Origin of the sequence: Pseudomonas sp. (genome assembly GCF_049645325.1) — a bacterium.
Taxonomy (GTDB): domain Bacteria; phylum Pseudomonadota; class Gammaproteobacteria; order Pseudomonadales; family Pseudomonadaceae; genus Aquipseudomonas.
In genome coordinates this window covers 1-13362 of sequence record NZ_JBARTQ010000229.1, presented here as the reverse complement: position 1 = coordinate 13362, position 13362 = coordinate 1, and the positions used below count along the sequence as shown (strand labels likewise).

Genomic DNA, 13362 nt, shown 5'->3' with positions numbered 1-13362 from the left:
CAACAAAGACTCCGCCGAGTTCCAGATAGAACCAGGTCGCCTGGTTTGGGGCCGCTTCGCAGCCCAGCGCGGGGCAAGCCCGCTCACTACAACGATGTGTAGATACTTATGCTGCGATGGCGGCAGGCCTGGCTGCACAAACAAAAACGGCCTCCACAAAGGGAGGCCGTTTTCAGTGCAACTAAGCGGGTGAGTGCTTACTTGCGATCTTCCAGCTTGGTGATGTCACGCGACTCGTAGCCGGTGTACAGCTGGCGCGGGCGGCCAATCTTGTACGGGCTGGAGAGCATTTCTTTCCAGTGGGAGATCCAGCCCACGGTCCGCGCCAGGGCGAAGATCACGGTGAACATGCTGGTTGGAATGCCGATCGCCTTGAGGATGATCCCCGAGTAGAAGTCGACGTTCGGGTACAGCGAGCGTTCGATGAAGTACGGGTCGGTCAGGGCGATCTCTTCCAGGCGCATGGCCAGTTCGAGTTGCGGATCGTTCTTGATGCCCAGTTCCTTCAACACTTCGTCGCAGGTCTTTTTCATCACGGTGGCGCGCGGATCGCGGTTTTTGTAAACGCGGTGACCGAAGCCCATCAGCTTGAACGGATCGTTCTTGTCCTTGGCCTTGGCGATGAATTTGTCGATGTTCGAGACATCGCCGATTTCATCGAGCATGGTCAATACGGCTTCGTTCGCACCGCCGTGGGCAGGGCCCCACAGTGCGGCGATACCGGCGGCGATACAGGCGAACGGGTTGGCACCCGAAGAGCCCGCCAGGCGCACGGTAGACGTCGAGGCGTTTTGCTCGTGGTCGGCGTGGAGGATGAAGATCTTGTCCATCGCCGCGGCCAGTACCGGGCTGATCGGTTTGATCTCGCACGGGGTGTTGAACATCATGTGCAGGAAGTTTTCCGCGTACGTCAGGTCGTTGCGCGGGTACATCATGGGTTGGCCCATGGAGTACTTGTAAACCATTGCGGCCAGGGTCGGCATCTTGGCAACCAGGCGGATCGCGGAAATTTCGCGATGCTGCGGGTTATTGATGTCGAGGGAGTCGTGATAGAAGGCCGACAGGGCGCCGACCACGCCGCACATGACGGCCATCGGGTGGGCGTCGCGACGGAAGCCGTTGAAGAAGGTCTTCAACTGCTCGTGAACCATGGTGTGGTTCTTCACGGTGCTGACGAACTGGGCTTTTTGCTCGGCTGTTGGCAGTTCGCCATTTAGCAGCAGGTAGCAGGTTTCCAGGTAGTCCGACTGTTCGGCGAGTTGCTCGATCGGGTAGCCGCGGTGAAGCAGAATGCCATTATCGCCATCGATATAGGTAATCTTCGACTCGCAAGAGGCGGTCGACATGAAGCCTGGGTCGAATGTGAAACGGCCCGTGGCCGTCAGGCCCCGTACGTCGATAACATCGGGACCAACGGTGCCGGTTAAAATGGGCAGCTCGACGGGGGCTGCGCCCTCGATGATCAACTGCGCTTTTTTGTCAGCCATGTGGCCTCCTATTTATGCTTCAAATCATCAGACAGACCCCCCACGCAGGGCCCGCACCACTATAGTGAGATAAATTCAGATGTCAATTTGCCTAAAGTCTTGCTCCAGAAGGCTTTAACCGTACTTTTTCGTCGAAATTGACTGCCATTTACGCCTTTTATCCCGCCAGCGCAATCCGCTATTAGGGTGAGGAGCGCGCGTTGTCATTAGTAACCTAACTGTCTATACTCGGCCACCGACCGCCAAGGGCTTTTGGGCTTGCTTTCATTGGGGGTCGCACTCCCTGGGTGGTGCTTACCTGACCAGTGCACTCCCCAACAACTTTGCCCTGATTGTTAGGGGCTCTTCAGTGTGAAAAAAAGCCGTGAATAGCCAACGACCTGTAAACCTAGACCTAAGGACCATCAAACTCCCCATCACCGGCGTTACGTCGTTCCTGCACCGTGTTTCCGGCATCATCCTGTTCCTGGGCCTGGGCATCATGCTTTATGCATTGAGCAAATCCCTGGGTTCCGCGGAAGGTTACGCCGAGGTGAAGGCAACGTTGACCAGCCCGCTGGCCAAGTTCGTAGCATGGGGCCTCCTGTCCGCTCTGCTTTATCACCTGGTAGCCGGCGTGCGCCACTTGATTATGGATGCAGGCATCGGTGAGACGCTGGAAGGCGGCCGCCTGGGCTCGAAAATCATCATCGCCATTTCCGTGGTGCTGATCGTTCTGGCAGGAGTTTGGATATGGTAACCAGCGTTACGAACCTTTCGCGTTCGGGCCTCTATGACTGGATGGCGCAGCGTGTGTCTGCGGTCGTTCTCGCGGCTTATTTCATTTTCCTGATCGGATACCTCGTCGCACACCCGGGCATCAGCTATGAACAATGGCATGGCCTGTTCGCCCACAATGCGATGCGAATCTTCAGTCTGCTGGCCCTTGTAGCCCTGGGTGCTCACGCCTGGGTTGGCATGTGGACCATCGCGACCGACTACCTGACGCCGATGGCGCTGGGCAAGTCCGCGACGGCAGTACGTTTCCTCTTCCAGGCAGTCTGCGGCGTTGCAATGTTCGCTTACTTCGTCTGGGGTGTGCAGATTCTTTGGGGTATCTGATTCATGGCTAACATTCCAACTATTTCCTTCGACGCCATCATCATTGGTGGCGGCGGTGCTGGCATGCGCGCAGCGCTGCAGCTGGCTCAGGGTGGTCACAAGACTGCCGTGATCACCAAGGTGTTCCCGACGCGTTCCCATACCGTTTCGGCCCAGGGTGGCATCACCTGCGCCATCGCGTCCGCCGACCCGAACGATGACTGGCGCTGGCACATGTACGATACCGTCAAGGGTTCCGACTACATCGGTGACCAGGACGCTATCGAATACATGTGTCAGGAAGGCCCGGCTGCGGTCTACGAGCTGGACCACATGGGTATGCCGTTCTCGCGTACCGAACAAGGTCGTATCTACCAGCGTCCATTCGGCGGTCAGTCGAAGGATTACGGTAAGGGCGGGCAGGCTGCCCGTACTTGCGCTGCGTCCGACCGTACCGGTCACGCGCTGCTGCACACCCTTTATCAGGGCAACCTGAAAGCCGGTACCGTTTTCCTTAACGAGTACTACGCTGTCGATCTGGTGAAGAACGCACAAGGCGAATTCGTCGGTGTGATCGCCATCTGCATCGAAACCGGTGAAACCACCTACATCCGCGCCAAGGCTACCGTTTTGGCGACTGGCGGTGCAGGCCGTATCTACGCTTCGACCACCAACGCCCTGATCAACACCGGTGACGGCGTCGGCATGGCACTGCGTGCTGGCGTGCCGGTACAAGACATTGAAATGTGGCAGTTCCACCCGACTGGCATCGCCGGCGCCGGTGTACTGGTGACCGAAGGCTGCCGTGGTGAAGGTGGATACCTGATCAACAAGCACGGCGAGCGTTTCATGGAGCGTTATGCTCCGAACGCCAAAGACCTTGCCGGTCGTGACGTTGTTGCCCGTTCGATGGTTAAAGAAATCATCGCCGGCAACGGCTGTGGCCCGAACGGCGACCACGTACTGCTCAAGCTCGATCACCTGGGTGAAGAAGTGCTGCACAGTCGCCTGCCAGGTATCTGCGAGCTGTCCAAGACCTTTGCTCACGTTGACCCAGTGGTTGCTCCGGTTCCGGTTGTTCCAACCTGCCACTACATGATGGGCGGCGTGCCGACCAACATCCACGGCCAGGCGATCACCCAAAATGCCGAAGGCGTGGACGAGATCATCCACGGTCTGTTCGCCGTAGGCGAAGTGGCTTGCGTATCGGTACACGGTGCTAACCGCTTGGGCGGCAACTCGCTGCTCGATCTGGTGGTATTCGGCCGTGCTGCTGGCCTGCATCTGGAAAAGGCACTGACCGACGGCATCGAATACGATGAAGCGACCGATGCCAATATCGAAGCCGCCCTGGCGCGTCTGAACGCTCTGAACGAGCGTACTGATGGCGAAGACGTGGCTACCTTGCGTCGCGAGCTGCAAAACTGCATGCAGAACTACTTCGGTGTTTTCCGTACCGGCGAATACATGCAGAAGGGTATTGCCCAACTGGCCGACCTGCGCGTGCGCATCGCCAACGTCAAGATCAACGATAAGAGCCAGGCGTTCAACACCGCTCGTATCGAAGCCCTTGAATTGCAAAACCTGCTGGAAGTGGCTGAGGCGACGGCGATCGCCGCCGAGGTTCGTAAAGAATCCCGTGGTGCTCACGCGCGTGAAGACTTTGAAGACCGCGACGACGAAAACTGGTTGTGCCACACCCTGTACTTCCCGGGTGACAAGCGCGTAACCAAGCGTGCCGTGAACTTCTCGCCGAAGACGGTTCCGACGTTTGAACCGAAAATTCGGACTTACTAAGGGTGGCTGCCATGTTGAAAGTCAGTGTTTATCGCTACAACCCTGATCAGGACGCTGCGCCGTTCATGCAGGAATTCCAGGTCGATACCGGTGGTAAAGACCTGATGGTGCTGGACGTGCTGGCCCTGATCAAAGAGCAGGACGAAGGTTTTTCCTATCGTCGCTCTTGCCGTGAAGGTGTTTGCGGCTCCGACGGCATGAACATCAACGGTAAAAACGGCCTCGCGTGCATCACGCCGCTGTCCGCCGTGGTGAAAGGCAACAAGCTGATCGTTCGTCCTCTGCCAGGTTTGCCGGTTATCCGTGACCTGGTCGTCGATATGAGCATCTTCTACAAGCAATACGAGAAAGTTAAGCCGTTCCTGCAGAACGACACGCCGGCTCCGGCCATCGAGCGTCTGCAGTCCCCGGAAGAGCGTGAAAAGCTCGACGGTCTGTACGAGTGCATCCTGTGCGCTTGCTGCTCGACGTCGTGCCCGTCCTTCTGGTGGAACCCGGACAAGTTCCTGGGTCCAGCCGCTCTGCTGCAAGCGTACCGCTTCCTGGCAGACAGCCGTGACACCAAGACGTCCGAGCGTCTGGCTTCACTGGATGACCCGTTCAGCGTATTCCGCTGCCGTGGGATCATGAACTGCGTCAACGTATGTCCTAAAGGCCTGAACCCGACTAAGGCCATTGGTCACATCCGTAACATGTTGCTGCAAAGCGGCGTGTAACTGACGTTGTAGCAAAGCAGGACCGTTGTGCCCGTAAATGCTACGGCGCAGGCTTCAACCGGCGCCGTAGTTTTAACTTGAGCAGCGACTTACAAAGCCGCGGCTCTTATTTTGAAGAAATGAGACAAGCAGGGGCATTCGGGTTGGTACCCGAACTATCAGCGTGATCCTAAGTGGCTTGTTTTGGTCGCTGCACTTGGCCTTTTGCAAGCAAACTCGGTGTTTTCGCCGGTGGTGTCCCCAAATCGAGGGTGACCAAGCATGCAAGAAAGCGTGATGCAGCGCATGTGGAACAGCGGCTATCTTTCAGGTGGTAACGCTGCCTATGTGGAAGAGCTTTATGAGCTCTACCTGCACGACCCTAACGCTGTGCCAGAAGAATGGCGCACCAAATTTCAGACGTTGTCTTCAGACGGCAACGCTGCCACCGATGTATCGCACGCAACGATTCGCGATCAGTTTGTGCTGCTGGCAAAGAACCAGCGCCGCGCCCAACCGGTTTCCGCCGGCAGCGTGAGCAGTGAGCATGAGAAGAAGCAAGTTGAAGTATTGCGACTGATCCAGGCCTACCGGATGCGTGGCCACCAGGCGGCCCAGCTTGACCCGCTGGGGCTCTGGCAGCGTCCTGCACCTGCTGACCTGTCGATCAATCATTACGGCTTGACCAATGCCGATCTTGATACGACCTTCCGTGCCGGCGACCTGTTCATCGGCAAAGAGGAAGCGAGCCTACGCGAAATTCACGAAGCGTTGCAGCAGACATATTGCCGCACCATCGGCGCTGAATTTACGCACATCACCGATTCCGAGCAGCGCCACTGGTTCCAGCATCGCCTGGAAGGCGTGCGTGGCCGTCCGGTTCTGTCCGCCGATGTGCGCAGCCACCTGCTTGAGCGCGTGACTGCAGCTGAAGGTCTCGAAAAATACCTGGGTACCAAATACCCGGGCACCAAGCGTTTCGGCCTGGAAGGCGGCGAAAGCCTGATTCCAATGCTCGACGAGTTGATCCAGCGTTCCGGTTCCTATGGCACCAAGGAAATCGTGATCGGCATGGCTCACCGTGGTCGCCTAAACGTGTTGGTCAACACCTTCGGCAAGAACCCGCGCGAGCTGTTCGACGAGTTCGAAGGCAAGAAGAAGGTCGAGCTGGGTTCCGGTGACGTTAAATACCACCAGGGCTTCTCGTCCAACGTGATGACCACCGGCGGTGAAGTTCACCTGGCCATGGCCTTCAACCCATCCCACCTGGAAATCGTTTCTCCAGTGGTCGAGGGTTCGGTTCGTGCGCGCCAGGATCGTCGTAACGATTCCACCGGTGAGAAAGTCCTGCCGATTTCCATCCACGGTGACGCGGCATTTGCCGGTCAAGGCGTGGTCCTGGAAACGTTCCAGATGTCGCAGACTCGCGGCTTCAAGACCGGCGGTACGGTACACATCGTCATCAACAACCAGGTCGGTTTCACCATCAGCAACCCGCTGGACGCACGCTCTACCGAGTACGCGACCGACGTTGCCAAGATGATCCAGGCGCCGATCCTCCATGTGAATGGTGATGACCCGGAAGCCGTGCTGTTCGTGACCCAGCTCGCCATCGACTACCGCATGCAGTTCAAGCGTGACGTGGTCATCGACCTGGTTTGCTACCGCCGTCGCGGCCACAACGAAGCGGATGAGCCTAGCGGCACCCAACCGTTGATGTACCAGCAGATCAGCAAGCAGCGCACCACCCGTGAGCTGTACGCCGAAAGCCTGACCAAGGCCGGTGTGGTTGACGATGCACGTGTTCAGGCGAAGATCGATGAATACCGCAACGCGCTGGACAATGGCCTGCACGTAGTGAAAAGCCTGGTTAAAGAGCCGAACAAAGAGCTGTTCGTGGACTGGCGCCCCTACCTGGGCCATGCCTGGACTGCGCGTCACGACACCACGTTCGATCTGAAAACCTTGCAGGAACTGTCTGCCAAGCTGCTGGAAATTCCAGACAACTTTGTCGTACAGCGCCAGGTTGCGAAGATCTACGAAGACCGTCAGAAAATGCAAGCCGGCGGCCTGCCGATCAACTGGGGTTACGCCGAAACCATGGCGTACGCGACCCTGGCGTTCGAAGGTCACCCGATCCGCATGACCGGCCAGGACATCGGCCGTGGTACGTTCTCGCACCGTCACGCGGTATTGCACAACCAGAAAGATGCGGGCACCTACATCCCGTTGCAGAACCTGTACGAAGGCCAGCCACGTTTCGACCTGTACGATTCGTTCCTGTCCGAAGAAGCCGTACTGGCGTTCGAATACGGTTACTCGACCACCACGCCGCAGGCGCTGGTGATCTGGGAAGCCCAGTTCGGCGACTTCGCCAACGGTGCCCAGGTGGTTATCGACCAGTTCATCACCAGTGGCGAGCACAAGTGGGGCCGTCTGTGCGGTCTGACCATGCTGCTGCCACACGGTTATGAAGGTCAGGGTCCGGAGCACTCCTCGGCCCGTCTGGAGCGTTACCTGCAGCTGTGCGCCGAGCACAACATCCAGGTGTGCGTGCCGACTACCCCGGCCCAGATCTACCACTTGCTGCGTCGCCAGGTGATCCGTCCGCTGCGCAAGCCGCTGGTAGTGCTGACGCCGAAATCGCTGTTGCGTCATAAACTGGCCATCTCGACCCTGGAAGATCTGGCCGACGGTTCGTTCCAGACCGTGATTCCGGAAATCGACACCCTGGATGCAGCCAAGGTCACTCGCCTGATCCTGTGCAGCGGCAAGGTTTACTACGATTTGCTGGAAAAACGCCGTAGCGAGGGCCGCGAAGACATCGCCATCGTGCGGATCGAGCAGCTTTACCCGTTCCCGGAAGACGACCTGATGGAGGCCATCGCGCCTTACACCAACCTCACCAACGTGGTGTGGTGTCAGGAAGAACCGATGAACCAGGGCGCGTGGTACAGCAGCCAGCATCATTTGCGTCGCAGCATCGGTAACCACAAGACAGGCCTTGGCCTTGAGTACGCCGGTCGTGATGCTTCTGCTGCACCTGCGTGTGGTTATGCGTCGATGCACGCCGAGCAGCAGGAAAAACTGCTGCAAGATGCTTTCACTGTTTAACGCCTTCGCGCTGACTGAAACCGAATTTTAAGGACCCACAGATAATGGCTATCGAAATCAAAGCCCCGTCATTCCCGGAATCGGTTGCCGATGGCACCGTTGCCACCTGGCACAAGAAACCAGGCGACGCTGTAAAGCGTGATGACCTGATCGTCGACATCGAGACCGACAAAGTCGTTCTGGAAGTGTTGGCCGAAGCTGACGGCGTGCTGGGCGCGATCGTTGCTGAAGAGGGCGCTACCGTCCTGTCGAACCAGATCCTGGGCTCGATCGAAGCGGGCGGCGCTGCTGCCGCTGCTCCAGCCGCCGCTGCTGCACCGGCTGCTGCTTCGGCTCCAGCTGCTGCTCCGGCTGCGGGGGGCGAAGACCCAATCGCTGCACCGGCTGCGCGTCAGCTGGCTGAAGAAAACGGCATTAACCTGGCGTCCATCAAGGGCACCGGCAAAGACGGCCGCGTAACCAAGGAAGACGTGGTTGCTGCCGTTGAAGCCAAGAAAAACGCTCCAGCTGCCGCACCTGCCAAGGCTGCTGCCCCGGCTGCCGCTGCACCTGTATTCGCTGCCGGTGACCGTACCGAGAAGCGCGTACCGATGACCCGTGTGCGTGCCACCGTGGCCAAGCGTCTGGTTGAAGCACAGTCGAACATGGCGATGCTGACCACGTTCAACGAAGTCGACATGACTGAAGTCATGGCCCTGCGTTCGAAGTACAAGGACCTGTTCGAGAAGTCCCACAACGGCGTGCGCCTGGGCTTCATGTCGTTCTTCGTAAAAGCCGCTACCGAAGCGCTGAAACGCTACCCGGCAGTCAACGCTTCGATCGACGGCACCGACATCGTTTACCACGGCTATGCAGACGTCGGCGTTGCCGTGTCCAGCGACCGTGGCCTGGTAGTACCGGTCCTGCGTAACGCCGAGCTGATGAGCCTGGCTGAAATCGAAGGCGGCATCGCCAGCTTCGGCAAGAAAGCCCGTGACGGCAAGCTGACCATCGACGAGATGACCGGCGGTACCTTCACCATCACCAACGGTGGTACCTTCGGTTCGATGATGTCGACCCCGATCGTTAACCCGCCGCAAGCTGCGATCCTGGGCATGCACAACATCCTCCAGCGTCCGATGGCCATCAACGGCCAAGTCGTGATCCGCCCGATGATGTACCTGGCACTGTCTTACGATCACCGCCTGATCGATGGTAAAGAAGCCGTGACTTTCCTGGTGACCATCAAGAACCTGCTGGAAGATCCGGCTCGTCTGCTGCTGGATATCTGATAGAAGCAGCTGCTGGCCTCAAGTAATGGGCTGCCGGATACGGCAGTCGGGCTTGGGGCTTGCGGCTTGAAAGCTTGCTGCTAAATAGAGGAACTATTTTCATGTCGCAGAAATTTGACGTTGTAGTGATTGGTGCGGGTCCTGGCGGCTATGTTGCCGCCATCAAGGCCGCACAACTGGGCCTCTCGACTGCTTGCATCGAAAAATACACCGACAAGGAAGGCAAACTGGCATTGGGCGGTACTTGCCTGAACGTTGGTTGCATTCCTTCCAAGGCGCTGCTGGACAGCTCCTGGAAATTCCACGAAGCCCAAGACGGTTTCGCGATCCACGGCATCAACCATGCTGGCGTGACCATGGACGTGCCAGCAATGGTCGGCCGTAAAGCCAACATCGTCAAAGGCCTGACTTCCGGCGTTGCGACCCTGTTCAAGGCCAACGGCGTGACTTCCCTGCAAGGCCACGGCAAGCTGCTGGCCGGCAAGAAAGTTGAAATCACCAAGCCGGACGGTTCGGTAGAAATCATCGAAGCCGAAAACGTGATCCTGGCTCCAGGCTCGCGTCCTATCGACATTCCGCCTGCTCCAGTTGACCAGAACGTGATCGTTGACTCCACCGGCGCCCTGGAATTCCAATCGGTTCCAAAGCGTCTGGGCGTGATCGGCGCTGGCGTGATCGGCCTGGAACTGGGTTCCGTATGGTCCCGCCTGGGTTCCGAAGTCACCGTGCTGGAAGCCCTGGACACGTTCCTGCTGGCTGCCGACACCGCAGTGTCCAAAGAAGCGCTGAAAACCCTGACCAAACAAGGTCTGGATATCAAGCTGGGCGCTCGTGTTACCGGTTCCAAGGTTAACGGCGAAGAAGTCGTTGTGACCTACACCAACAAAGACGGCGAGCAGACCATCACGTTCGACAAGCTGATCGTAGCCGTTGGTCGCCGTCCAGTGACCACCGACCTGCTGGCTTCCGACAGTGGCGTGAACATCGACGAGCGTGGTTTCATCCACGTTGACGATCACTGCGCTACCACCGTTCCTGGCGTGTACGCCATCGGTGACGTGGTTCGCGGCATGATGCTGGCGCACAAGGCTTCCGAAGAAGGCATCATGGTTGTCGAGCGCATCAAGGGCCACAAAACCCAGATGAACTACGACCTGATCCCGTCTGTTATCTACACCCACCCGGAAATTGCATGGGTCGGCAAGAACGAACAGCAGTTGAAAGCTGAAGGCGTTGAAGTTAACGTCGGCACCTTCCCGTTTGCCGCTTCTGGCCGTGCCATGGCAGCCAACGACACCGGTGGTTTTGTCAAAGTCATCGCTGATGCCAAGACTGACCGCGTATTGGGCGTCCACGTGATTGGCCCGAGCGCTGCAGAACTGGTTCAGCAAGGCGCGATCGGTATGGAATTCGGCACCAGTGCCGAGGACCTGGGCATGATGGTCTTCTCCCATCCGACCCTGTCCGAAGCGTTGCACGAAGCCGCGTTGGCTGTGAATGGCGGCGCCATTCACATTGCCAACAAGAAAAAACGCTAAGCAAGATAATAAGAAACCACGGCGGAGTTGCCCGTCGTGAGCCTTGCGCGCAAGACTCACCGCGGAATATCCGCTGGACGCAGCCTTGCGCAGCTTTACGGGCCTTGAGCCCCGCAAGTTGCGCAAGCAGCAGTCACAGGTGGCGCGGCACTCATAATGAGCGCAGCGCCGAATGCGCAGTACCTAACGAAGACGGTAAAAAGCATGAATCTTCACGAGTATCAGGGTAAGCAGCTGTTCGCTGAATACGGCCTGCCAGTATCCAAGGGCTACGCAGTAGACACCCCGGAAGCAGCAGCAGAAGCTTGCGACAAAATCGGTGGTACCGAGTGGGTTGTCAAAGCCCAGGTCCACGCTGGTGGTCGCGGTAAAGCGGGCGGCGTTAAGCTGGTTCGCAGCAAAGAAGACGCCAAGGCCTTCGCACAGCAGTGGCTGGGCAAGCGTCTGGTGACTTACCAGACTGATGCCAATGGCCAACCAGTCACCAAGATCCTGGTTGAGTCGTGCACTGATATCGCTAAAGAGCTGTACCTGGGCGCTGTCGTTGACCGTTCGAGCCGTCGCATCGTGTTCATGGCTTCCACCGAAGGTGGCGTGGACATCGAGAAGATCGCTCACGAAACCCCAGAAAAAATTCTGAAAGCCACTATCGATCCACTGGTTGGCGCTCAGCCATTCCAGGGTCGCGAGCTGGCATTCCAGCTGGGCCTGGAAGGCAAGCAAGTTGCACAGTTCGCCAAGATCTTCGTAGGTCTGGCCAAACTGTTCAAGGATCACGACCTGGCCCTGCTGGAAGTGAACCCGCTGGTGATCAAGGCTGACGGCGATCTGCATTGCCTCGACGCCAAGATCAACATCGACGCCAACGCCATGTACCGTCAGCCTAAGCTGAAGACTTTCCACGATCCGTCGCAAGACGATCCGCGCGAAGCGCACGCTGCCAAGTTCGAACTGAACTACGTAGCCCTGGAAGGTAACATCGGTTGCATGGTCAACGGTGCTGGCCTGGCCATGGGTACCATGGACATCGTCAACCTGCATGGCGGCAAACCAGCCAACTTCCTCGACGTAGGCGGCGGTGCCACCAAAGAACGCGTTACCGAAGCGTTCAAGATCATCCTGTCCGACTCCAACGTCGCTGCAGTACTGGTCAACATCTTCGGCGGCATCGTTCGTTGCGACATGATTGCCGAAGGCATCATCGGTGCAGTGAAAGAAGTCGGCGTTAAAATCCCGGTTGTTGTTCGCCTTGAAGGTAACAACGCTGAACTGGGCGCTAAAGTACTGGCAGAAAGCGGTTTGAACATCATCGCGGCTACCAGCCTGACCGACGCTGCTCAACAAGTTGTCAAAGCTGCGGAGGGCAAATAATGAGCGTCCTGATCAATAAAGACACCAAAGTTATCTGCCAGGGTATTACCGGTTCGCAAGGTAGTTTCCACACCCAGCAAGCCATCGAATACGGCACCAAGATGGTTGGCGGCGTTACTCCAGGCAAAGGCGGCACCGAGCACCTGGGCCTGCCAGTGTTCAACACTGTGAAAGAAGCAGTAGAAACCACTGGCGCTACCGCCAGCGTGATCTACGTTCCAGCTCCTTTCTGCAAGGACTCCATCCTGGAAGCAGCATTCGGCGGCATCAAGCTGATCGTTTGCATCACCGAAGGCATTCCTACCCTGGACATGCTGGACGCTAAAGTTAAGTGCGACGAACTGGGTGTTACCCTGATCGGCCCTAACTGCCCAGGCGTGATCACTCCAGGCGAATGCAAGATCGGCATCATGCCAGGTCACATTCATTTGCCAGGCAAAGTCGGTATCGTTTCGCGTTCCGGCACCCTGACCTACGAAGCTGTCAAGCAAACTACTGACGCCGGTTTCGGTCAGTCGACTTGCGTCGGCATCGGCGGTGACCCGATCCCAGGCTCCAACTTCATCGATATCCTGAAGCTGTTCCAGGAAGACCCGAAGACCGAAGCGATCGTGATGATCGGTGAGATCGGCGGTTCGGCTGAAGAAGAAGCGGCTGCCTACATCAAGGCACACGTGACCAAGCCGGTTGTTTCCTACATCGCTGGTGTGACTGCCCCTGCAGGCAAGCGCATGGGCCATGCTGGCGCAATCATCTCTGGCGGCAAGGGCACTGCAGACGAGAAGTTTGCTGCCCTGGAAGACGCAGGCGTTAAAACCGTGCGTTCGCTGGCAGACATCGGCAAGGCTTTGTCCGAGCTGACTGGTTGGGCTGTCAAGTAAGCTTCGCGCTTAGCTGACGCTTCACCACACAAAGGCCACCTTCGGGTGGCCTTTGTGCTTTCCGCAGGTTGGTGGAGATCAACATGTGGGAGCGGGCTTGCTCGCGAAGGCGGTGTATCGGTCAACAG

At 57.8% G+C, this 13362-nt stretch carries 10 protein-coding genes; 9 read left to right on the top strand and 1 reads right to left on the bottom strand.

The window, feature by feature from the left end; genetic code table 11:
• Positions 1-197 precede the first annotated feature (197 nt).
• Positions 198-1487 carry a citrate synthase gene (gltA, locus tag WBB95_RS09955; RefSeq protein WP_003210575.1) on the bottom strand — a complete coding sequence of 430 codons (1290 nt, stop codon included), beginning with the start codon at positions 1485-1487 and terminating at the stop codon, positions 198-200.
• A 364-nt stretch (positions 1488-1851) separates the two neighbouring features.
• Between gltA and sdhC the strand changes: the two genes are divergently transcribed.
• The 9 genes from sdhC (at position 1852) to sucD (ending at position 13234) form a co-directional block, all read left to right on the top strand.
• A complete protein-coding gene (gene sdhC, locus WBB95_RS09950) occupies positions 1852-2226 on the top strand; it encodes a succinate dehydrogenase, cytochrome b556 subunit (protein ID WP_124361976.1) in 375 nt (124 codons plus the stop codon).
• Positions 2220-2588 carry a succinate dehydrogenase, hydrophobic membrane anchor protein gene (sdhD, locus tag WBB95_RS09945; RefSeq protein ID WP_424487426.1) on the top strand — a complete coding sequence of 123 codons (369 nt, stop codon included), beginning with the start codon at positions 2220-2222 and terminating at the stop codon, positions 2586-2588. The genes sdhC and sdhD overlap by 7 nt, the downstream gene beginning before the upstream one ends.
• Before the next feature lie 3 nt (positions 2589-2591).
• Positions 2592-4364, top strand: coding sequence for a succinate dehydrogenase flavoprotein subunit (gene sdhA / locus WBB95_RS09940; RefSeq protein ID WP_071486443.1), 1773 nt, complete (start codon positions 2592-2594; stop codon positions 4362-4364).
• An 11-nt stretch (positions 4365-4375) separates the two neighbouring features.
• Positions 4376-5080 (top strand): succinate dehydrogenase iron-sulfur subunit, encoded by a 705-nt coding sequence (locus WBB95_RS09935; RefSeq protein WP_003172807.1) that lies wholly within the window; start codon positions 4376-4378, stop codon positions 5078-5080.
• Between the two features lie 261 nt (positions 5081-5341).
• Positions 5342-8173 (top strand): 2-oxoglutarate dehydrogenase E1 component, encoded by a 2832-nt coding sequence (locus tag WBB95_RS09930; protein ID WP_424487425.1) that lies wholly within the window; start codon positions 5342-5344, stop codon positions 8171-8173.
• A gap of 44 nt (positions 8174-8217) precedes the next feature.
• Complete coding sequence (gene odhB / locus WBB95_RS09925) at positions 8218-9444, top strand: 2-oxoglutarate dehydrogenase complex dihydrolipoyllysine-residue succinyltransferase (protein WP_424487424.1); 1227 nt, start codon at positions 8218-8220, stop codon at positions 9442-9444.
• 101 nt (positions 9445-9545) lie between these two features.
• The gene (lpdA, locus tag WBB95_RS09920) at positions 9546-10982 is read left to right on the top strand and encodes a dihydrolipoyl dehydrogenase (protein ID WP_424487423.1); all 1437 of its coding nucleotides are present in this window, start codon (positions 9546-9548) and stop codon (positions 10980-10982) included.
• Positions 10983-11186: 204 nt separating this feature from the next.
• Positions 11187-12353 (top strand): ADP-forming succinate--CoA ligase subunit beta, encoded by a 1167-nt coding sequence (gene sucC, locus WBB95_RS09915; RefSeq protein ID WP_133099064.1) that lies wholly within the window; start codon positions 11187-11189, stop codon positions 12351-12353.
• Positions 12353-13234, top strand: coding sequence for a succinate--CoA ligase subunit alpha (gene sucD, locus WBB95_RS09910; protein WP_065872666.1), 882 nt, complete (start codon positions 12353-12355; stop codon positions 13232-13234). The genes sucC and sucD overlap by 1 nt, the downstream gene beginning before the upstream one ends.
• Positions 13235-13362: the final 128 nt, after the last annotated feature.

Bases quoted from the DNA above. Each gene is read 5' to 3' on its own strand.
- WBB95_RS09930 (WP_424487425.1), top strand. From the start codon at position 5,342: ATGCAAGAAAGCGTGATGCAGCGCATGTGGAACAGCGGCTATCTTTCA.
- sdhA (WP_071486443.1), top strand. From the start codon at position 2,592: ATGGCTAACATTCCAACTATTTCCTTCGACGCCATCATCATTGGTGGC.
- gltA (WP_003210575.1), bottom strand. From the start codon at position 1,487: ATGGCTGACAAAAAAGCGCAGTTGATCATCGAGGGCGCAGCCCCCGTC.
- sdhD (WP_424487426.1), top strand. From the start codon at position 2,220: ATGGTAACCAGCGTTACGAACCTTTCGCGTTCGGGCCTCTATGACTGG.
- sucD (WP_065872666.1), top strand. From the start codon at position 12,353: ATGAGCGTCCTGATCAATAAAGACACCAAAGTTATCTGCCAGGGTATT.
- WBB95_RS09935 (WP_003172807.1), top strand. From the start codon at position 4,376: ATGTTGAAAGTCAGTGTTTATCGCTACAACCCTGATCAGGACGCTGCG.
- lpdA (WP_424487423.1), top strand. From the start codon at position 9,546: ATGTCGCAGAAATTTGACGTTGTAGTGATTGGTGCGGGTCCTGGCGGC.
- odhB (WP_424487424.1), top strand. From the start codon at position 8,218: ATGGCTATCGAAATCAAAGCCCCGTCATTCCCGGAATCGGTTGCCGAT.
- sucC (WP_133099064.1), top strand. From the start codon at position 11,187: ATGAATCTTCACGAGTATCAGGGTAAGCAGCTGTTCGCTGAATACGGC.